A 19,346-nucleotide genomic window follows, 5' to 3' on the forward strand; every position below is an offset into this window, starting at 1 on the left:
AAAAAAAAGCCCCTTAAGAAAGGAGCTTTTTTTAGTTGGTTAAGAGAAAAATTATTTAGCTTTTTTCCCTCTAACTGTTTTGTTCTTTGTTTTTGACTTAGAACCAACTCTAGACATTGCACATCTAAAGCCAATGTAATCAGTCGCCATATATTCTGGTAAGTATCTTCTTTGTGCTGGATCTAACCAATACGCTCTATCTCTCCAAGAACCACCTTTGAATACTCTAACTTCATCATTAATTAATGTAGTTCTGTTGTTTGATACGTCAAAACCTTTAACAAGATTACCTAATGAATCTCTTTCAACTGAATGCTTAGGAGAGTTGTACATTTTTTTGTTTGGGTCTTCTTCTTCGCCGTCATTAAATCTATCGTAAAATCTTGAAGATCCAGAATCACCATCTCTATACCCTCTGTTATCACTTGAAGAGAAATTTGTTCTTAAATAAGTTTCTTCTTCATCAACAGGTACCATTTTAATTTCACCTGGTAAATTTACTGCAACTACTTTTCCGTTTGGTAAAGTGTCAAAAACAATAGTATCTCTTAAGATGTTTACTTTACCATCTTCGCCTATAGCGCTCTTCATGTAAATGTTACCTCTGTAGTAGTTGAAATCACTTACTTCGTCATCAACTATTGGTCGATAAACATCGGCTGTCCATTCGGCAACGTTACCAGCCATATCATAAAGACCTAAATCGTTAGGCTTGTAAGACATTACTTGAGCGGTAATATCGGCACCATCATCAGACCAACCTGCGATTCCGCCATAATCACCTTTACCTTGCTTAAAATTAGCTAATTGATCACCTCTACCTACACGTTGTCCGTTACGAGTATAATCACCTTCCCATGGGTATTTTTTTCTACCTCTATAGTTATTGTATTCTCTTTGACCAACCTGTGCCTGAGCGGCATATTCCCATTCAGTTTCAGTAGGTAATCTATATTCTGGCATAATAATACCACTACTTCTTTTTGCGAAAGTAGATGTACTATCTTTTTTCATTTTTCCTTGAAGCGAATCAATTTGACCGTTATAAACAGATTCTGGTCTGTTTAAGTAAGCTTCAGTACTAAAGGTACCTTGAACCTCACCTGTAGATGCTTGATATTTTGCATCTTCAGATAAGTAACCTTCTCTTTCTAGCATAACCTCGTTTACACGGTCGGTTCTCCATTCTGCAAATTGTGTAGCCTGAATCCAGTTAACTCCAACCACAGGGTATTCTGCATAAGCTGGGTGTCTCAGGTAATTGTTCGTCATAGTTTCGTTGAAACCTAATCTGTTTCTCCATACTAAAGTATCTGGCAATGCACCTACATATATGTTAGTGTATTTAGGATTTTCTGGAGGGTAAACACTTTTTAAATAGTCAAGATATTCTAGATACATAACATTAGTTACCTCGGTCTCATCCATATAAAAAGATTGTACATGTTGTGCAGTTGGAGTATTGTTCCAATCATGCATCACATCATCTTGTACTTTACCTTTAGTAAATGTACCACCTTCAACAAATACCAATCCAGGAGCGGTTTCTTGCTCTTTAAAGTCGGTATTGTATTGAAAACCACCTTCTTTGGCATTTATCTTCCAACCTGTAGCTCTAGAGGTATTTTTTCCAGATGAGGATTTCGAACAGCTACTTACTGTAAAACCTCCTACTAATACCGTGCATGAGAGTACAACTTTTATTAAATGTTTTTTCATAATTAGGACTTGAGTTCAATTTACATATACTATAGTAGTTTGGTCGCTACAGAATATGATACTATAATTTCTTTTAATTTGTTTGTCACTTTCGCTCAATAGAACGGTGTTTTTGTGAGATTATTTTACATTTAAAAATAATTTTAAAAATCTCATATCGAACTGTCAATAAATTTAGGCTCGTTTAATTAGGTAAACGCTTAAAACGATTAATTAGTATGGTTTTGAATATTTCTTTTTGAAAGCTTTGAAAACTGTTATTATTTGGTATTCTTATTAAGGAAAGAACCTTTAGCGCGTGATGAAAAAATAAAATCTTATAAAAAACTTAAGATTCATGCAAGATAACGGGAAAATGTGCGTTTTCATGTAAAATATTAAAGCTTGAAATAGGGTATTCACTATATTTCACCTTTAAAAATTTAAAGAACCATTTTAAAATGAGAAAAATTTCTATAATTTTCTTTGTATTAATTGTAGGTAAAGTATTTGCACAAGATAATCAACGTGTTATTACCACAGCTGTACCTTTTCTGACAATTGCAGCAGATGCAAGGTCTGCAGGTATGGGCGATATGGGTGTGGCAACGTCTACGGATGCATTTTCCCAACAATGGAATCCTGCTAAGTTTGCTTTTGCAGAACGCAAAATGGGTATAGGTGTTAGTTATACTCCTTACTTAGAAAGTATAATTACCGATATTTCATTGTTAAACGCTAGTTTTTATAATAAACTAGATGACCAGAGTGCGTTTGCTTTAAGTTTACGATATTTTACTTTAGGTGAAATAGAATTAAGACAATTTGCAAATGACCCTGGTACTATTGCTAAACCAAATGAATTAGCGCTAGATGGTTCGTACTCTCTAAAATTGAGTCCGACTTTCTCTATGGCCGTTGGTGGTAGATATATTAGGTCTAATTTAAGATTGCCTCAAAACGGTACCGAAGATTCTCAAGCTGCGGGATCGTTTGCAGTAGATGTAGCAGGTTACTATAGGTCTGACGAAATAGCTTATAATAATTTTGATGGTAGATGGAGGGCAGGTTTCAACCTTTCTAATATTGGGGGTAAAATTCAGTATGATGCTGGCGGACAAGAAAACTTCTTGCCAAGTAAGTTAAGTTTTGGTGGTGGTTTTGATTTTATATTAGATCAAGACAATGTTATTGGTATTACAACAGAATTTACCAAGTTACTAGTGCCTACACCACAAGATTATGATGGTGATGGCGATGTAGATGCTGCTGATAATGATATATACCAGAACGAAAGTGGGTTCAGTGGTATTTTCAATTCATTCTCTGATGCACCGGATGGTTTTAGTGAAGAGTTAAAAGAATTCACTTGGGCTTTAGGTGCAGAATATGTATATCAAGATGCCTTTATGATTAGAACAGGTTATTTTAATGAAAGTGAAGAGAAAGGGTCTAGAAAGTTTTTTACACTAGGTGCTGGCTTTAAATTTAAGGCTGCACAAGTAGATTTATCTTATTTGTTCTCTACTTCTCAGGTTAGAAATCCTTTAGAGAATACGCTACGTTTTTCCCTTACCTTTAATTTAGGAGAAGAATTTTACAACGATTAGGCTTAAAAATAGATTTTAAGAATATAAAAAAACCTGCAATTGCAGGTTTTTTTATGCGGTAATTTTTTTAAAGGTAAATTTATATAGTCACCAGACATATATTTGTAGATTGAAACATAAAGATAAAATATGGTCAATAAAAAGAAGATAAGTTTTGACATTACGGTATATGATTCGTTCAATGAACTGAAAAGTGATGACCAAAATTTAATGTCAGCCGCTGTCAGTGCAAGGCAGCGAGCTTATGCGCCTTATTCAAGTTTTAATGTTGGTGCTTCCGTTTTATTGGAAAATGGTGAAGTTATAGAGGGTAATAATCAAGAAAATGCATCTTATCCCTCAGGTTTGTGTGCAGAAAGGGTAGCTGTGTTTTATGCAGGTGCGAAATATCCAGGAATGAAAATTAAAGCAATTGCGATTACGGCTGCGTCTTTAAATCATGAAGTAAGTGAACCTGCTGCCCCTTGTGGTAATTGCAGACAGGCAATTTCTGAGTATGAATTTAGGCAGGGCGAACCGATTAAAATTTTATTAATGGGAGAGATAGGTAGTGTTATAGAGTGCAATTCTTTAGCGGATCTACTACCACTCGGGTTTAATAGTGATTTTTTAAATTAATCTTTCACGCAAAAAGTATTGTAAATAAACACGTTATATGCTTTATTTGTTAAGCATATAATTTCTGAATGGATTTGCTTCTAATATTTTTATCGATTCATTAATATGTGTATTTTTGCTGCTCTAGTATACATAGGTCATAATACCTCTGTTATCAATATAGAATTTTAAACCTTTAGTTAAAATTGATGAAAAAAATCACCAAGGAAACGTATTTGAAATGGTATGCAGACATGCTATTTTGGAGAAAATTTGAGGATAAATTGGCTGCTGTATATATTCAGCAAAAGGTAAGAGGGTTTTTACATTTGTATAATGGGCAAGAAGCTGTTTTGGCTGGTGCACTGCATGCAATGGATTTAACCAAAGACCGTATGATAACGGCTTATAGAAATCACGTTCAGCCAATTGGTATGGGTGTGGATCCTAAAATGGTTATGGCAGAGCTTTATGGCAAAGTCACTGGTACTTCTAAAGGTATGGGTGGATCGATGCATATCTTTTCGAAAGAGCACCGTTTTCATGGTGGTCATGGTATTGTTGGTGGGCAAATTCCATTAGGCGCAGGTATGGCTTTTGGTGATAAGTACGCTGGTAGAGATAATGTTACCCTATGTTATATGGGTGATGGTGCTGTTAGACAAGGAGCATTACATGAAACATTCAATTTAGCAATGCTATGGCAATTGCCAGTTGTTTTCATTTGCGAAAATAATGGTTATGCAATGGGTACTTCGGTGGCTAGGACATCTTTTTCTACAGAAATCTGGAAGTTAGGTTTAGGTTACGAAATGCCTTGTGGACCAGTTGATGGAATGAACCCTGTGACAGTTGCACAAGAAATGAGTAAAGCTATTGATAGAGCTCGTAGTGGTGGCGGGCCAACTTTTCTGGAAATGAAAACATACAGATATAGAGGTCACTCCATGTCAGATGCTCAGCATTACAGAACGAAAGATGAAGTTGAAGAGTATAAGAAAATAGATCCGATTACTCAAGTATTGGATATTATTAAAGAAAATAATTACGCAACTGAAGCCGAAATCAAGGAAATTGATAAAAATGTCAAATCAATGGTTAAGGAGTGCGAGAAGTTCGCAGAAGAATCAGATTATCCACCTATAAACCAATTATACGACATGGTTTACGAACAAGAGGATTTTCCATTTGTTGAACATAAATTTTAATTAGATGGCTATAGTAGTAAATATGCCCCGTTTAAGCGATACCATGGAAGAGGGTACCGTAGCTAAATGGTTAAAAAGCGTTGGAGATAAAATTCAAGAAGGAGATATATTAGCCGAAATCGAAACTGATAAGGCAACGATGGAATTCGAATCATTTAATGAGGGAACTTTATTGCATATTGGTATTCAAGAAGGTGATACTGCCCCTGTAGATAGTCTATTGGCTATTATCGGTGATGAAGGTGAAGATATTTCAACTTTGTTAGGTGGCGGTGCGGCTGTTGCAGAAGAGAAATCATCTGAAGCGCAAGTTGTTACTGAAGATTCAGCTGAAGAAGCGAATGGTGCTGGTGAAATTCCTGAGGGAGTTGAAATCGTAAAAATGCCTCGTTTAAGTGATACCATGGAAGAAGGTACTGTGGCAACATGGTTAAAGAAGGTTGGTGACGATGTTGAGGAAGGTGACATATTAGCAGAAATCGAAACCGATAAGGCTACGATGGAGTTTGAATCTTTCTATAATGGAAAACTGTTATATATTGGTATACAAGAAGGTGAGTCTTCACCCGTAGACGCTGTGTTAGCGGTTATAGGTCCAGAAGGAACTGATGTCGATGCTGTTTTAAATAACAAATCTGGCGGAAGTAAAAAGAGTGCTGCAAACGAAACTAAGAAAGAAGATAAAAAATCAGATGATACTTTTGATACTAAAGAGGCTTCAATTTCGGTAGCCGATGGTGAAAGAATTTTTGCTTCGCCGTTAGCTAAAAAAATCGCTGCCGATAAAGGTATCGATTTAGCAAAAGTTTCTGGCTCTGGTGATAATGGAAGAATTACAAAGAAAGATATAGAAAATTATACTCCAAGTGCCGCTGCTATTTCTGCTCCAGCAGCTACTGCAAGTGTAAAAGCTGATAACGCAATCGCTGCCCAGCCTGTATCAATGGCATTGCCATCTGGTGAGGAAGGTACAGAAGAGGTTAAGAACTCTAATATGCGTAAGGCAATAGCTAAGGCATTAGGTAATTCTAAATTTAATGCACCACATTTCTATCTTACAATTGAGGTAGATATGGATAATGCAAAAGAATCTCGAGCACAGATCAATAGCTTGCCAGATACCAAAGTGTCATTTAATGATATGATATTAAAGGCATGTGCAATGGCGCTTAGAAAGCACCCTCAGGTTAATACTTCGTGGAGTGCCGAAACTACAAAGTACCACAAACACATTCATATGGGTGTTGCTGTTGCTGTTGATGAAGGTTTAGTTGTGCCAGTTATAAAACACGCCGATCTATTAGGTTTAACGCAAATAGGTAGTGCCGTAAAAGATTTAGCAGGTAAAGCACGTAATAAGAAAATTGCTCCTTCAGAAATGGAAGGCAGTACGTTTACGGTGTCAAACCTAGGTATGTTCGGTATACTTGAATTTACTAGTATTATCAACCAGCCAAATTCAGCAATACTTTCAGTTGGTGCAATTGTTGAAAAGCCGGTTGTTAAAAATGGTGAAATCGTAATAGGCAATACAATGAAATTGACGCTTGCCTGTGATCACAGAACTGTTGATGGTGCTGTAGGAGCTCAGTTTCTTCAGACATTAAGATATTTTGTTGAAAATCCGGTTACTATGTTAGCATAGAAAATTAATTTTAAAAATAGAATTAGAAAAGCATCCTTTCGTCGGGATGCTTTTTTTTATCTTTATATTCTAAATGTAATCTTGTTATGAAATATTTAAGCTTAGTACTTCTCAGTACACTAATTCTTAGTTGTGGTGGGGCGAAAGTTGATCAATCAACAGTCTTGAATCTTACAAATCCGAAGGGAGTAAAAGGAACGGTTTTACCTAGCAGTACAGTTGAAAGTTCTGAAGGTAAAGTAGATATGGAATCCTCAAAGCTGAAGGCGCATACCACACCAGGTGAAATTGAAAAAATTATGACGTTTTTAACTTCAGATAAGCTACAGGGTCGAGATACAGGCAGTGAAGGTATTGTAATGGCAGCCGATTATATTGAAAATATATTTGAAGAGAATAGAATCGCACCTTATTTTACCTCATACAGAGATACTTTAGAAAATTATAACGATGGTGTAGCTTATAACATAGTTGGTTTTTTATCAGGTACAGATGATAAGTTGAAAAACGAGTTTGTTATTATAGGTGCGCATTATGACCATATCGGTTTAATAAGTGGCGGTGGTGATGATTCAATTGCGAATGGAGCAAATGATAATGCATCTGGTACAACCACAGTTTTAGAATTGGCGAAATACTTTGGCAAGTTGAAAGGCAATAAGAGAAGTATAATTTTCGCACTGTTTACGGCTGAGGAAAAGGGTTTGTTAGGTTCTAAGCATTTGGCTTCAAAATTAAAGGCTGAAAATATTGATTTATATGCCATGCTAAACTTTGAAATGGTAGGTGTACCTATGGTCGATAAAGATCATAGTCTGTATTTAACAGGATATGAGTTGTCAAATTTAGCAGACATCAGTAATTCGTACGCGCACAAAAATTTAGTAGGTTTTCTTCCGAAAGCAAAAGAGTTTAATTTGTTTAGAAGGTCAGATAATGCTCCTTTTCACGATGAGTTTAATGTGCCTTCGCAAACATATAGCTCTTTTGACTTTACAAATTTTGGTGAATATCATAAAGTAGGCGATGAAGCATCGTTGATGGATTATAATTTCATGTCTACAGTTGTAAATGAAGCCATGCCTATGCTAGAAGGTATAATTAACGCACCGATAAAAGAAGTAAAATATAATTAATGGAATACGTAATTGTAACAGGTACCAGTAGGGGAATTGGTTTTGAATTGAGTAAGCTACTAGCCGATAACGGTTATAAAGTCTTGGCGCTATCCAGAAATGAAAAGCCGATTAAGAACCTTAACCATAAAAATATTGAGACATTTTCCTTTGACGTGTCTTCGGTACCAGATAGAGCCAAATTATCTGATTATTTAAAAGATAAAAAGGGTAATGTAATAGCACTTATAAATAATGCGGGCAAGCTGATCAACAAACCTTTTTTAGAATTGACAGAAGAAGAGTTTAAGTCGGTATATGATGTGAATGTTTTTGGGGTTGCGGCTATGACAAGATTGGTGGTGCCATTCATGAATACTAATGGTCACGTACTTACTATTAGTTCTATGGGTGGTATTCAGGGGAGCGCAAAATTTCCAGGTCTTTCTGCATATAGTTCGAGTAAGGGAGCTGTTCTTACACTAACAGAATTACTAGCTGAGGAATTCAAAGAAACAGGTCCGGCATTCAATGCACTCGCATTAGGTGCGGTACAGACAGAAATGTTAGAAGAAGCTTTTCCGGGTTATAAAGCTCCTGTTACTGCATTAGAAATAGCTGAATATATAATGGAATTTGCCTTGAAAGGCCAAAAGCTTTATAATGGTAAAATATTACAGGTAAGCAGTAGTACACCGTAAAAATGCAACAAACGTTAGCTAAATATCTTCCAGAATTAGCGGTTAGTCCATGTTATGAGCTAATTAAAGTAAGTCAGGTGCATTTAAAAATCGTGAATGAGCGGGTTACTAGGCATGGCGATTATAGAAGGCGAAAAGATGGTAATCATCAAATAACGGTCAATGCGTCTTTAAATAAGTACCGGTTTTTGATTACTTTAATTCATGAGATCGCCCATTTAATGGCGTTTGAGAAATATGGTCGACATATTAAACCACATGGGTTAGAATGGAAAAAAACCTTTCAGCATTTAATGCTACCATTTATACGACCAGAGATATTTCCTTCGCAACTTTTACCTTTATTGGCTAGACATTTTAAGAATCCGAAGGCAAGCAGTAGTACAGATGCTCAATTATCTATTGCTTTAAAGCAATTCGATGAACAACAATCGGAAAAAACTTACGTTTACGAATTACCGATTGGGTGTGTGTTTCGCATCTATAATGGCAAATTATTTAAAAAAGGAAATAAACGAACTAAGCGTTATGAATGTGTAGAATTATCCTCAGGTAGGATGTTTCTGTTTCAACCTAATGCTGAAGTGGAATTAATAAAAAGCTGACATGAATAAAAATTATTACGCCGTTTTAATGGCAGGAGGAGTAGGGTCTAGATTCTGGCCAATAAGTACAAGTGACAATCCGAAACAATTTCATGATATGTTGGGTACAGGTGATACCCTTATTCAAAAAACGTTTCAGAGGTTGAACAAATTTGTACCTACCGAAAATATTTTGATTCTTACCAATGAACGCTATAATGATTTAGTATTAGAGCAATTGCCGATGGTAAAACAAGAGCAAGTCGTTCTTGAGCCAGCCATGAGAAATACGGCGCCTTGTATTTTATATGCTGCAATGAAAATTCAGAAGATGAACAAAGATGCCGTAATGATAGTGGCACCAAGTGATCATTGGATCGAAGATGAAGATGCATTTGCAAAAGATGTTATAGCTTGTTTTAAGAAATGCGAAACTGAAGATGTGTTATGTACGCTAGGTATTAAGCCATCTTTTCCAAACACTGGTTTTGGGTACATAGAATATAACAAGGCAGATAAAGCACAAATTAAAAAGGTAAATCAGTTTAGAGAGAAGCCAGACTACGAGACTGCAAAAGATTTTTTAGCACAAGGGAATTTTTTATGGAATGCGGGAATCTTCATGTGGAGTGCAAAGACAATTGTAAACGCATTTCAAAATTTTCAACCGAAACAATATGCATTGTTTAGAGATGGTTTAGTGTGTTATAATACCGATGATGAGAAGAAATTTATATCTGAAAACTATCCTAAGGCAGAAAATATCTCAATCGATTATGCCATATTAGAAAATTCGGAAGCTATTTACGTAAAAGAAGCAACATTTGATTGGAATGATTTAGGTACTTGGGGCTCATTGTATGATAAGTTAGATAAAGATAAGAATGAAAATGCCATAGTAAATGCAAAAGTGATAGCCCAAGATGCTAATGGTAACATGATTAGGTCTAAAGCAGGTAAAGTTGTTGTAGTAGATGGTCTAAGTGATTATATAATAGTTGATAAAGATGAAGTACTTTTGATTTACCCAAAGACAAAAGAACAAGACATTAAACAAGTTTTAAATAAGGTAAAAGATACCTTTGGTGATGAATTCGCTTAAATATGGAGAACAATCTTAATCAAGATAATATTACCCCTAATAGTAATGAGGGTAGTGGTAGTGAAGAAGTAAAAAAAGATTTTCAAGGTCTTTTAGGTAGTGTTAAAACGTTTCTTTCTGAGTTGTTGGACATTAGAACGAATACTGATCAGCAGGCAACGAAAGAAGCTATTATTGCCGATATACCTTTTAAGGGTCATACTTCTTGGATTTTGATTTGTTCTATTTTTATTGCATCAATTGGTCTTAATGCCAATTCTACAGCTGTTGTTATTGGTGCGATGTTAATTTCTCCATTAATGGGGCCTATTTTAGGTATTGGCATGTCTGTGGCAATAAATGACATTGATACGCTAAAAAGATCATTGAAGAACTTTGCCGTAATGGTAGTTTTAAGTGTAATAACAGCCTATTTGTTCTATAGGTTTTTTCCGCTTAGAGATGAGTCTTCAGAACTTTTAGCAAGAACCGAACCTGATATTAGAGATGTTTTAATTGCATTTTTTGGTGGTTTGGCATTGGTTATTGCTCGTGCTAAGAAAGGAACAATAGCTAGTGTTATTTTCGGTGTGGCGATTGCAACAGCGTTAATGCCGCCATTATGTACCGTAGGTTTTGGTCTGGCAATTGGTAATTGGAATTATGCATCAGGTGCGATGTACCTCTTTATTATTAATACCATATTTATAGCCCTTGCAACCTTCTTGGTTATTAAGCTATTAAAATTTCCTATGGTTCGCTATGTGAATTCGCAGCGAAGAAAATTAATAGGTAGATTAGCGTCTTTATTAGCTATACTAGTAATGATACCTGCGGGATTTACTTTTTACAGCGTTTTCAAAAAATCGTTATTTAATAGAGATGCCGAAACTTTTATAACAGAGAAAATAGTGCAATACCAATTTTCGGGTGAAGGTAAATTTTTGAAAGATTTTAGTGAGGTAGACTATGATGCTGAAGGTAAGTCTAAAATTGAATTGGTTTTCATGGGTAATGATGGCATACCGGACAATGTAATTGCTACCTGGCGTGCCCAAATGGCAGAATACAAACAACTACAAGGAACTGAGCTCAGCGTTGTTCAGGGTTCTAAAAGTGACGAAGCAAATGAGCTGAAATATGTTAATGAGCTTTATGAGTCACAGAAAAGTATTCTTACCACTAAAGACGAGAAAATTCAGCTTTTAGAAAGTGAATTGGTTCGTTTAAATCAAATATCATCAAATCAGATTCCTTTCAAAGAAATTAGTCTAGAGGCGAAAACGAATTATGAAAATTTAGAACGAATAGGCTATGCTTATTTAATTTCAACAGATTTTGCTAAAACTGATAGTATACCATTATTTGAGGTAACTTGGAAGAAGGAAGCTAAAAGGGCAGAAACGGTTAAAGACATGGGCAAGCTACAAGATTGGCTGCGTCTTAGATTGAATAATAAAAACATTCAAATAAAGGAAATAGCGAAAGACTAGTTCTGTTCTTGAATATACATTTGACGTACTTTTTTGAAAAGGTCAGATGAATATACAAAATTAGTTACCGCTTCATTTTCGGTCTTAAAGATTTCATTTTTGGTTCCTTCCCATTCTAAGAGTCCGTCTTTAAGGAATATTATTTTTTCCCCTATTTGCATTACCGAGTTCATATCATGGGTGTTTATAACCGTGGTGATATTGTACTCTTCGGTAATTTCTTTGATAAGGTCATCAATAAGAATAGCTGTCTTAGGATCTAGACCAGAATTTGGTTCGTCACAAAAAAGATATTTCGGATTCATAACTATCGCACGAGCAATAGCTACACGCTTTTGCATACCACCAGAAATCTCGGAAGGAAATTTATGATGCGCATCAATTAGATTAACTCTTTTTAGAACAGCATCTACACGGTCTTTCATTTCAGATTTAGACTGTTTGGTAAACATTTCTAAAGGGAACATTACATTACCCTCAACCGTCATACTATCAAACAAGGCACTACCTTGAAATACCATGCCCATTTCTTGTCTTAAATCGCGTTTCTCGTCGTTTGAAAGGTCGGCATATAATTTTCCGTCATAGACGATACCACCTTCTTCAGGAATGAATAATCCTAAAAGACATTTAAGGAATACAGTTTTACCCGATCCACTTTGTCCAATGATCAAATTGGTTTTGCCTTTTTCGAATGTGGTGGTAATCCCTTTAAGAATATGAGCATCGCCAAAAGATTTATGTATGTCTCGTACTTCTATCATTATCCTAGTAAAAGTTGCGTTAATATGTAGTTGAGTATAATTATTACAACACTCGTCCAAACGAACGCGGTCGTACTAGCCTTACCAACCTCTAGAGCACCGCCACGCATATAAAAGCCATGAAATGATGGTATGGTAGCAATCACAAAGGCAAAAATCAATGTTTTTAAAAATGCATATGCAATATGAAAGGGTACAAAATCTGTTTGAAGTCCGGTTATAAAATCTTCACTAGTTAAGAATCCGCCGAAAACTCCGGCCATCCATCCACCGAATATTCCGACGTACATAGAAATTGCAATTGCAAAAGGATAAAAAAGCATTGCAATTATTTTTGGGAATACTAAGTAATTTAATGAGTTTACACCCATTACCTCAAGCGCATCGATTTGTTCGGTAACCCGCATGGTACCAATACTAGATGTGATATATGATCCCACTTTACCAGCCATAATAATAGAAACGAACGTAGGTGCAAACTCTAATATTACAGATTGCCGTGTCGCGAAACCAATAAGGTTTCTCGGTATTAATGGGTTGGTAAGGTTAAGGGCAGTTTGGATAGCTACAACGGCACCTATAAAAAAGGAGATGAATATAATAATACCCAATGAGCTAAAGATTAGCTCATCTATTTCCTTAAAAATAAGTGATTTCATTATTCTCCATTTCGTAGGTTTTTTAAAAACCTCGCGGATCATAATTGTATAGCTTCCTACAGATGCTAAATAGTTCATTCGTTACAAATAAATTTCTTATCGTAAAAATAACAATAAAGGACTTGATTTAACCTCCGTTTAATCTTTAAACGTTGAAATTATTTACTTTTGCGTTTCAATCTCACCAGTATCAAAATGAAAAAATATTTAAGTGCATCATTATTGATGGTAACATTGTTGTTGACAAGTAGTTTAACAGCGCAAAAGAAAAACAAAGATAATACGACCGACGATTTATTACGCGTAAAGCCAAAATTGGTGGTTGGTATTGTGGTAGACCAAATGCGATATGATTATCTAACTCGTTTTTATGATCATTTTGGAAATGACGGATTTAAAAGACTTGTAGAGCAAGGCTTTAATTGCAAGAACAATCATTTTAATTATGCGCCTACAAGCACAGGACCTGGGCATACTTCGGTATATACAGGCACAACGCCTGCAGTACATGGCATTATCGGAAACAATTGGTACGATAAAGAAATAGATAAAAGTGTGTATTGTGCCGGTGATGATTCTTACACATCTGTAGGTACAACTTCAGATGCAGGGCAAATGTCACCGCACCGAATGGGGGTAACTACAATAACAGACGAATTACGCTTAAATAACCAAATGCAAGGTAAGACTATTGCCATTGCTTTAAAAGACAGAGGAGCGGTTTTACCTGGTGGTCATACGGCAAATGCAGCTTATTGGTTTCATGGTGCAAATGAAGGGAATTGGATAACAAGTTCTTATTACATGAACGAACTACCGAAATGGGTTAATGATTTTAATTCATCTGGTACAGCACAATCATATAAAAGAGAGTGGAATACGTTAAAAGATATTAAAGAATATAAAGAGAGTGGAAGCGATAATAACCTTTTTGAAGGTAAATTTGAAGGAGAATCTACCACCTCATTCCCTCACAATACTTCTGCATTATTAGACAAGACCAAAGATCTTGATATTATTAAAGCAACGCCATTTGGTAATTCATTGACTGCAGATTTTGCTATAGAAGCATTAAAGCAAGAAGGTCTGGGTAAAGATGATATTACAGATTTCCTTGCGGTAAGTTTTTCAAGTACCGATTATGTTGGGCATATGTATGGGGTAAATTCTAAAGAAGTTCAAGATACTTATTTAAGGTTAGATGCAGATTTAGAAAGATTATTTAAAGCATTAGATAAGAATGTAGGTGAAGGGCAGTACACATTGTTTTTAACAGCAGATCATGCGGCTATTGAAGTACCAACGTATTTAAAGAGTGTAAAAATACCATCTGGTTATATAGAAACAGCAGCGAATAAAAAAAGGTTAGCCGAGTTTTTGCAGTATAAGTATGGTGCAGAAGATATAGTTAAAAACTATTCTAACGATCAAATATTCTTAGATCATAAAATTATAAAAAATCTAGATTTAAGTCTGGCAGAAGTTCAAGTTGAAATAGCGCAAGAAATTTTAGATTACGATGCTATTGCTAGAGTGTATACTGCTAATCAAATGTGGAGTACTAACTATACTACTGGCATACCTTATATATTACAGAACGGTTATAACCAAAAGCGATCAGGTGATGTATTGGTAGTGTTGAAACCAGGTTTTATTTCTTACGGTTCTACAGGCTCAACACATGGTTCGCCACAAATCTACGATACACATGCACCATTATTGTTTTATGGTATGGGTATAAAGCCAGGATCAACTATTAACAGAACAGAGATTCCTGATATCGCTCCTACAATATCGGCATTGTTAGGAATATCTTTTCCGAACGGTACAACCGGTAAACCCATAACAGAGGTGTTTAAATAATATGGATGATAGGCAGATAGGTATTTTTGATTCTGGTATTGGCGGCACATCTATATGGGGCGAAATACAAGAACTTTTGCCAAATGAAAATTGTATTTATTTGGCAGATAGTAAAAATGCGCCTTATGGTGAAAAATCTGAAGAGCGAATTCTAGAGCTAAGTATAAAAAATACCGAATATTTATTACACCAAGGTTGTAAAATTATAGTTGTTGCCTGTAATACGGCAACAACCAACGCCATTGATTATTTAAGGGCCCACTATGCGATACCTTTTATAGGTATTGAGCCTGCATTAAAACCTGCGGCTATAAATACCAAATCTAAGATTGTAGGTGTGTTGGCGACCAAAGGTACCTTGTCGAGTAGTCTGTTTCACAGTACTTCAAAAAATCATGCTGCCGGTATAACCGTGTTAGAACAACGAGGCACCGGTTTGGTCGAGATGATCGAAAACGGAAACCTTCGAAGCGATGAATTATACCAGTTATTAGAAGGTTATATAAAACCTATGCTTGAAAAGGGGATGGATTATTTGGTTTTGGGCTGTACCCATTACCCATATTTAATTCCGTTATTGAAAAGAATGTTGCCTGAGAATGTAACTATTATAGACTCTGGTCAGGCAGTGGCGCGACAAACGAAAACTGTTTTAGAGAAAAATGAGTTGTTGACCAGCTCTAAACAGCAGGGTTTGCACCAATTTTATACCAATGGCGATGAAAAAGTGCTGGCTAGTATTTTAAATATGCCACAGTCAAATTTGAGCGTATTTTTTAAAGACTTTTAAGCGTATTTTCTTTTTTAACGTAAGTCAAATAAGTGAAAGATAATTTATGTTTTTCGTCTGTTGGGTGAAATTCTTGTTGCGTTAACATCCAATAGTTTTCGTCAATTTCAGGGAAGAAAGTATCTGCCTCTTCAAAATTGGCATGTACACGGGTAAGTTCTATTTTATCAGAACGCTTTTCACCCTGCTTATAAATTTCTCCACCACCAATTATAAAGGCAATTTCATTGTCAACCAAATCTATAGCATCATCAAGAGAGTGCACTACAATACATTCATCAAAGTCTACCGAGTAATCTTTATCCCTGGTAATGATGATGTGAGTTCTGTTCGGTAAGGGTTTAGGGAAACTTTCATATGTTTTTCTGCCCATGATAATTTTATGACCAGACGTTAATTTTTTAAATCTTTTAAAATCATCTGGTAAATGCCATAGCAAATCGTTGTCTTTGCCAAGTGCATTGTTTTCTGCAGCAGCAGCTATCATTATAAGTGTGCTCAAAGTAGTTTTTTTTTAGGTTCAGGTTCAATTGAGGTAGGAAATTTTAAATCCTGTTCAATCTCTTTTTCCATTTCTGCAATGCGTTTCTTTTGCTTAGCTACTAATCTTTCTCTTTGGGCGCGTTCCCAATCTTGACCCATAAATTTATTGGTAATAAAAACATTGAAAATATGAAGTACAAACAAAAATCCCCAAAAGGTAATTGCCCATATGAACCAGTTATATTCTTGTCCGTATTTTAATATTTTATTGATAAGCACCAAAAATACACTACCTATCAAAAAAATTACAAAATGGGTGTATAAGCGCTTCTTTTGACGAACCCTCTTTTGAGCATTCTCTAAAAGTTCATGCTGCTCTAAATCTAATTTGGAGGTATTTTTATTTCTAGAAAACATACTCTTCCTATATTTGGTATAAAGATACAGGAAATGTAGTATACGCTATAATCAATGGAAAAATTTAGAAAGGAATTCCCAGTTTTAAAAAAAGGTATTTATGCTAACACAGCGGTATATGGTCTGTTGTATGATTCTTTGCTAGATTGGCGACAAGAGCACGATTTAGACTTTATTATATATGGCAGCGATATGCGCGACAAAGCCTTAAAAGTTATTGCTGATACGAGATCTACTGTTGGTAGATTTTTTAATTGTAAAAGAGAGAATGTCGCATTGGTCAGTAATTTTTCTACAGGATTAAATGTCTTACTTGAAGGATTAAATTCAAATAAAAAAATACTCTTAGTGGAAAATGACTACCCATCACTAAACTGGTGTTTTGAAAAGAGAGAATTTGATATCGAGTATTTGAAAATGTCGGTTGACATAGAAGATCAAATTCAAAAAGTGGTGTCAGAGAAAAAAATTGATGTACTAGCATTAAGTCTTGTGCAGTGGTTAGACGGATTTACCATTGATTTAGATTTTTTGAAAGATTTAAAAAAACAACATCCTGATTTGATTATAATTGCCGACGGCACTCAGTTTTGTGGCAGTACTACATTTGATTTCGATAATTCTGGTATCGACGCCTTAGGAGCAAGTGCATACAAATGGCTATTGGCAGGTTATGGAAACGGATTCATGCTATTCTCTGATCAGATAAAAGAAAAATTTTCATTGCATAACATTGGCTTTAATGCTGCCAATGGCGAATTAGATAAAAGAGATGAAATAAGGTTTGCAAAACAGTTTGAGCCAGGTCATCTGTCATCGCTTATTTTTGGAAGCATGAAGTTTTCAATGGAATTTTTTGAAAAAATCGGAGTAGATAAAATTACCGAGCAGAATCGAAAATTATCTGAGAAGGCAAAGGCAGAATTTCAAAAGCTAGGGCTACTATCTGATGCGGTTTCGGGAAGAAAACAACACAGTACCATTTTTAATATTAAAGCAAACGAAGCTACTTATCAAAAACTAATAGACAATGATGTGTTTTGTGCTCAAAGAGGCGATGGTGTACGTTTAAGTTTTCATTTTTATAATACCGAAGCAGAAATAGATGCAATTGTAAAAATCTTAAAAGCAGAAAAGTAGCTATTCACAATAAAGTAATTTTGTAGGATTAAATTCCGTTGTACATCTATAAAATGCCTAAATATTAAGGATTTGATAAAAATCTGTTAAGTGTTGTAAATGAGTATTTTATTGTACTAGTTTTGCTTCAAATATTAAATTTAATATCATGGCAATTGCAAAAAAATATTTAAAAACTAAGCCAGTATGTAAGGTTACTTTTACAGTACCTACAGACGATGCAAAAAAAGTAGCTGTTGTAGGCGATTTCAATAACTGGAACGCAAAAAAGAGCGCATTGAAGAAACAAAAGAATGGCTCGTTTACAGGAACTTTTGATCTTCCAAAAGAGAATTCATTTGAATTCAAATACATCGTTGATGGAGAATATGTAAACGATGGTGAGGCAGATCGTTATCAATGGAATGATTTCGCAGGTTCTGAGAATGCTGTATTAGAATTGTAAATAGAAATAATACTAAAATATAGAAAGCCTGCTATTTGATATAGCAGGCTTTTTTTATTCTATTTAGCAGTAGAATCTAAGCTTTTTTAAAGACACAGTTTTTATAACCATATGTTGTTGATTCATAAGAAGTGGTCATTTTTAAACCAGATTCTTTCGCAAGCCAAGTAATTATTTCATCATCATATTTTTGTGAAATTTCGGTGTGTATAGTCTCCCATTGCTTAAAATCTACGGTTAATTCTAAATTTTCAATTTGTACAGTCTGTTCAATTTTCGAAACTAAATAGCTCTTTGCAGTGCCTGTTTCGGGGTTATACACCTCCCAATGTAAAAACTGATTTAAATCAAAATTTGCATTTAATTCGGTGTTTATTCTTGCAAGAACATTTTTATTGAATGCAGCAGTAATGCCTTCTTTGTCATTATAGGCATCTAATATGGTTTGCGGATTTTTCTTTTGATCAAACCCCATAAACAGTAAATCTTCAGGTTGCATTAGCTGTTGAATCTTATTCATAAAAACAACTGCCTGTTCATGCATTAAGTTACCAATATTAGAACCTAAAAACAAAATTATTTTTCTGTTCTCGCGATTGTTTATTTCTTTAAGTGCTTCAAAATATGTGCCTTGAAAAGGTTGAACTTGTACTTCTGGCAGTTCTTGTTCAATAGAATTCTGTAATTGATTTAATGCGTTGTCACTAATATCAATAGGTACATAAGTGAAGTCGATTTTTTTGTCGCTAAATTGTTTTAATAGAATTTTAGTCTTTTTACCATCTCCAGCACCAAGTTCAATTAAGTCAAATGATCCAAATCCGGTAAATAGATTTGAGATTTCTTCTTTATTGCTTTCAAGAATTTCGTACTCAGAATCGGTTAGATAATAAGTAGGCATTGCCATAATATCTTGAAAAAGCTTATCTCCTTTTTTGTCGTAAAAATACATTGAAGATAAGTGCTTAGGCTTGTCGATCAAGCCTTGGGAAACTTCTTTTTCAAATTCACTTGTATTGGTGAGCTTAGTTTTTGTGTCTTGCATACGTAATC

19 protein-coding genes are annotated in these 19,346 nt (G+C 35.0%); 13 read left to right on the forward strand and 6 right to left on the reverse strand.

The window, feature by feature from the left end; translation table 11 throughout:
- Positions 1 to 51: 51 nt before the first annotated feature.
- Positions 52 to 1,719, reverse strand: coding sequence for a gliding motility lipoprotein GldJ (gene gldJ / locus ACEN2N_RS13350; protein WP_441824795.1), 1,668 nt, complete (start codon positions 1,717 to 1,719; stop codon positions 52 to 54).
- A 440-nt stretch (positions 1,720 to 2,159) separates the two neighbouring features.
- On the opposite strand from gldJ, the gene porV reads away from it, so the two are divergent.
- The 9 genes from porV to ACEN2N_RS13395 all read left to right on the forward strand — a co-directional run bounded on the left by porV (position 2,160) and on the right by ACEN2N_RS13395 (position 11,732).
- Positions 2,160 to 3,308, forward strand: coding sequence for a type IX secretion system outer membrane channel protein PorV (gene porV, locus ACEN2N_RS13355; RefSeq protein WP_441824796.1), 1,149 nt, complete (start codon positions 2,160 to 2,162; stop codon positions 3,306 to 3,308).
- A gap of 129 nt (positions 3,309 to 3,437) precedes the next feature.
- Positions 3,438 to 3,926 carry a cytidine deaminase gene (cdd, locus tag ACEN2N_RS13360; protein ID WP_441824797.1) on the forward strand — a complete coding sequence of 163 codons (489 nt, stop codon included), beginning with the start codon at positions 3,438 to 3,440 and terminating at the stop codon, positions 3,924 to 3,926.
- A gap of 188 nt (positions 3,927 to 4,114) precedes the next feature.
- The gene (gene pdhA, locus ACEN2N_RS13365) at positions 4,115 to 5,113 is read left to right on the forward strand and encodes a pyruvate dehydrogenase (acetyl-transferring) E1 component subunit alpha (RefSeq protein ID WP_441824798.1); all 999 of its coding nucleotides are present in this window, start codon (positions 4,115 to 4,117) and stop codon (positions 5,111 to 5,113) included.
- A 4-nt stretch (positions 5,114 to 5,117) separates the two neighbouring features.
- Positions 5,118 to 6,758, forward strand: a complete 1,641-nt coding sequence (locus ACEN2N_RS13370) for a 2-oxo acid dehydrogenase subunit E2 (protein ID WP_441824799.1) — start codon at positions 5,118 to 5,120, stop codon at positions 6,756 to 6,758.
- An 86-nt stretch (positions 6,759 to 6,844) separates the two neighbouring features.
- The gene (locus tag ACEN2N_RS13375) at positions 6,845 to 7,894 is read left to right on the forward strand and encodes a M28 family metallopeptidase (protein WP_441824800.1); all 1,050 of its coding nucleotides are present in this window, start codon (positions 6,845 to 6,847) and stop codon (positions 7,892 to 7,894) included.
- Complete coding sequence (locus ACEN2N_RS13380; RefSeq protein ID WP_441824801.1) at positions 7,894 to 8,574, forward strand: SDR family NAD(P)-dependent oxidoreductase; 681 nt, start codon at positions 7,894 to 7,896, stop codon at positions 8,572 to 8,574. The genes ACEN2N_RS13375 and ACEN2N_RS13380 overlap by 1 nt, the downstream gene beginning before the upstream one ends.
- A 2-nt stretch (positions 8,575 to 8,576) precedes the next feature.
- Positions 8,577 to 9,179 (forward strand): SprT-like domain-containing protein, encoded by a 603-nt coding sequence (locus ACEN2N_RS13385; protein WP_424002301.1) that lies wholly within the window; start codon positions 8,577 to 8,579, stop codon positions 9,177 to 9,179.
- 1 nt (position 9,180) lies between these two features.
- The gene (locus tag ACEN2N_RS13390) at positions 9,181 to 10,260 is read left to right on the forward strand and encodes a mannose-1-phosphate guanylyltransferase (RefSeq protein ID WP_424002299.1); all 1,080 of its coding nucleotides are present in this window, start codon (positions 9,181 to 9,183) and stop codon (positions 10,258 to 10,260) included.
- 2 nt (positions 10,261 to 10,262) lie between these two features.
- Positions 10,263 to 11,732: a DUF389 domain-containing protein gene (locus ACEN2N_RS13395; protein ID WP_441824802.1), complete on the forward strand. Its 1,470-nt coding sequence runs from the start codon at positions 10,263 to 10,265 to the stop codon at positions 11,730 to 11,732.
- On the opposite strand, the gene ACEN2N_RS13400 is transcribed toward ACEN2N_RS13395, so the two are convergent.
- The gene (locus ACEN2N_RS13400; RefSeq protein WP_441824803.1) at positions 11,729 to 12,496 is read right to left on the reverse strand and encodes an ABC transporter ATP-binding protein; all 768 of its coding nucleotides are present in this window, start codon (positions 12,494 to 12,496) and stop codon (positions 11,729 to 11,731) included. The two genes, ACEN2N_RS13395 and ACEN2N_RS13400, sit on opposite strands and share 4 nt — an antisense overlap.
- On the reverse strand, positions 12,496 to 13,233 hold the full coding sequence (locus tag ACEN2N_RS13405; protein ID WP_441824804.1) for an MlaE family ABC transporter permease: 738 nt from the start codon (positions 13,231 to 13,233) through the stop codon (positions 12,496 to 12,498). Before ACEN2N_RS13405 ends, ACEN2N_RS13400 begins: the two co-directional genes overlap by 1 nt.
- A 117-nt stretch (positions 13,234 to 13,350) precedes the next feature.
- Here ACEN2N_RS13405 and pafA point away from each other — a divergent pair, with 117 nt between their 5' ends.
- A complete protein-coding gene (pafA, locus tag ACEN2N_RS13410) occupies positions 13,351 to 15,018 on the forward strand; it encodes an alkaline phosphatase PafA (RefSeq protein ID WP_441824805.1) in 1,668 nt (555 codons plus the stop codon).
- A 1-nt stretch (position 15,019) separates the two neighbouring features.
- Positions 15,020 to 15,808, forward strand: a complete 789-nt coding sequence (gene murI / locus ACEN2N_RS13415; RefSeq protein ID WP_441824806.1) for a glutamate racemase — start codon at positions 15,020 to 15,022, stop codon at positions 15,806 to 15,808.
- On the opposite strand, the gene ACEN2N_RS13420 is transcribed toward murI, so the two are convergent.
- Together ACEN2N_RS13420 and ACEN2N_RS13425 are read right to left on the reverse strand one after the other, a co-directional pair.
- A complete protein-coding gene (locus tag ACEN2N_RS13420) occupies positions 15,795 to 16,295 on the reverse strand; it encodes a dihydrofolate reductase (RefSeq protein WP_441824899.1) in 501 nt (166 codons plus the stop codon). The two genes, murI and ACEN2N_RS13420, sit on opposite strands and share 14 nt — an antisense overlap.
- A gap of 11 nt (positions 16,296 to 16,306) precedes the next feature.
- A complete protein-coding gene (locus tag ACEN2N_RS13425; RefSeq protein WP_441824807.1) occupies positions 16,307 to 16,708 on the reverse strand; it encodes a 2TM domain-containing protein in 402 nt (133 codons plus the stop codon).
- Between the two features lie 54 nt (positions 16,709 to 16,762).
- On the opposite strand from ACEN2N_RS13425, the gene ACEN2N_RS13430 reads away from it, so the two are divergent.
- A complete protein-coding gene (locus tag ACEN2N_RS13430) occupies positions 16,763 to 17,848 on the forward strand; it encodes an aminotransferase class V-fold PLP-dependent enzyme (protein ID WP_441824808.1) in 1,086 nt (361 codons plus the stop codon).
- 148 nt (positions 17,849 to 17,996) lie between these two features.
- On the forward strand, positions 17,997 to 18,293 hold the full coding sequence (locus tag ACEN2N_RS13435) for an isoamylase early set domain-containing protein (RefSeq protein WP_424002283.1): 297 nt from the start codon (positions 17,997 to 17,999) through the stop codon (positions 18,291 to 18,293).
- A 76-nt stretch (positions 18,294 to 18,369) separates the two neighbouring features.
- Here the strand turns inward: ACEN2N_RS13435 and ACEN2N_RS13440 are convergent, their stop codons facing one another.
- Positions 18,370 to 19,338 (reverse strand): L-histidine N(alpha)-methyltransferase, encoded by a 969-nt coding sequence (locus ACEN2N_RS13440; protein WP_441824809.1) that lies wholly within the window; start codon positions 19,336 to 19,338, stop codon positions 18,370 to 18,372.
- Between the last annotated feature and the right edge of the window lie 8 nt (positions 19,339 to 19,346).

It is taken from the genome of Maribacter spongiicola (genome assembly GCF_052119685.1).
GTDB classification, from domain to species: Bacteria; Bacteroidota; Bacteroidia; order Flavobacteriales; family Flavobacteriaceae; genus Maribacter; species Maribacter spongiicola_A.

Bases quoted from the DNA above. Each gene is read 5' to 3' on its own strand.
- gldJ (WP_441824795.1), bottom strand. From the start codon at position 1,719: ATGAAAAAACATTTAATAAAAGTTGTACTCTCATGCACGGTATTAGTA.
- porV (WP_441824796.1), top strand. From the start codon at position 2,160: ATGAGAAAAATTTCTATAATTTTCTTTGTATTAATTGTAGGTAAAGTA.
- cdd (WP_441824797.1), top strand. From the start codon at position 3,438: ATGGTCAATAAAAAGAAGATAAGTTTTGACATTACGGTATATGATTCG.
- pdhA (WP_441824798.1), top strand. From the start codon at position 4,115: ATGAAAAAAATCACCAAGGAAACGTATTTGAAATGGTATGCAGACATG.
- ACEN2N_RS13370 (WP_441824799.1), top strand. From the start codon at position 5,118: ATGGCTATAGTAGTAAATATGCCCCGTTTAAGCGATACCATGGAAGAG.
- ACEN2N_RS13375 (WP_441824800.1), top strand. From the start codon at position 6,845: ATGAAATATTTAAGCTTAGTACTTCTCAGTACACTAATTCTTAGTTGT.
- ACEN2N_RS13380 (WP_441824801.1), top strand. From the start codon at position 7,894: ATGGAATACGTAATTGTAACAGGTACCAGTAGGGGAATTGGTTTTGAA.
- ACEN2N_RS13385 (WP_424002301.1), top strand. From the start codon at position 8,577: ATGCAACAAACGTTAGCTAAATATCTTCCAGAATTAGCGGTTAGTCCA.
- ACEN2N_RS13390 (WP_424002299.1), top strand. From the start codon at position 9,181: ATGAATAAAAATTATTACGCCGTTTTAATGGCAGGAGGAGTAGGGTCT.
- ACEN2N_RS13395 (WP_441824802.1), top strand. From the start codon at position 10,263: ATGGAGAACAATCTTAATCAAGATAATATTACCCCTAATAGTAATGAG.
- ACEN2N_RS13400 (WP_441824803.1), bottom strand. From the start codon at position 12,496: ATGATAGAAGTACGAGACATACATAAATCTTTTGGCGATGCTCATATT.
- ACEN2N_RS13405 (WP_441824804.1), bottom strand. From the start codon at position 13,233: ATGAACTATTTAGCATCTGTAGGAAGCTATACAATTATGATCCGCGAG.
- pafA (WP_441824805.1), top strand. From the start codon at position 13,351: ATGAAAAAATATTTAAGTGCATCATTATTGATGGTAACATTGTTGTTG.
- murI (WP_441824806.1), top strand. From the start codon at position 15,020: ATGGATGATAGGCAGATAGGTATTTTTGATTCTGGTATTGGCGGCACA.
- ACEN2N_RS13420 (WP_441824899.1), bottom strand. From the start codon at position 16,295: ATGATAGCTGCTGCTGCAGAAAACAATGCACTTGGCAAAGACAACGAT.
- ACEN2N_RS13425 (WP_441824807.1), bottom strand. From the start codon at position 16,708: ATGTTTTCTAGAAATAAAAATACCTCCAAATTAGATTTAGAGCAGCAT.
- ACEN2N_RS13430 (WP_441824808.1), top strand. From the start codon at position 16,763: ATGGAAAAATTTAGAAAGGAATTCCCAGTTTTAAAAAAAGGTATTTAT.
- ACEN2N_RS13435 (WP_424002283.1), top strand. From the start codon at position 17,997: ATGGCAATTGCAAAAAAATATTTAAAAACTAAGCCAGTATGTAAGGTT.
- ACEN2N_RS13440 (WP_441824809.1), bottom strand. From the start codon at position 19,338: ATGCAAGACACAAAAACTAAGCTCACCAATACAAGTGAATTTGAAAAA.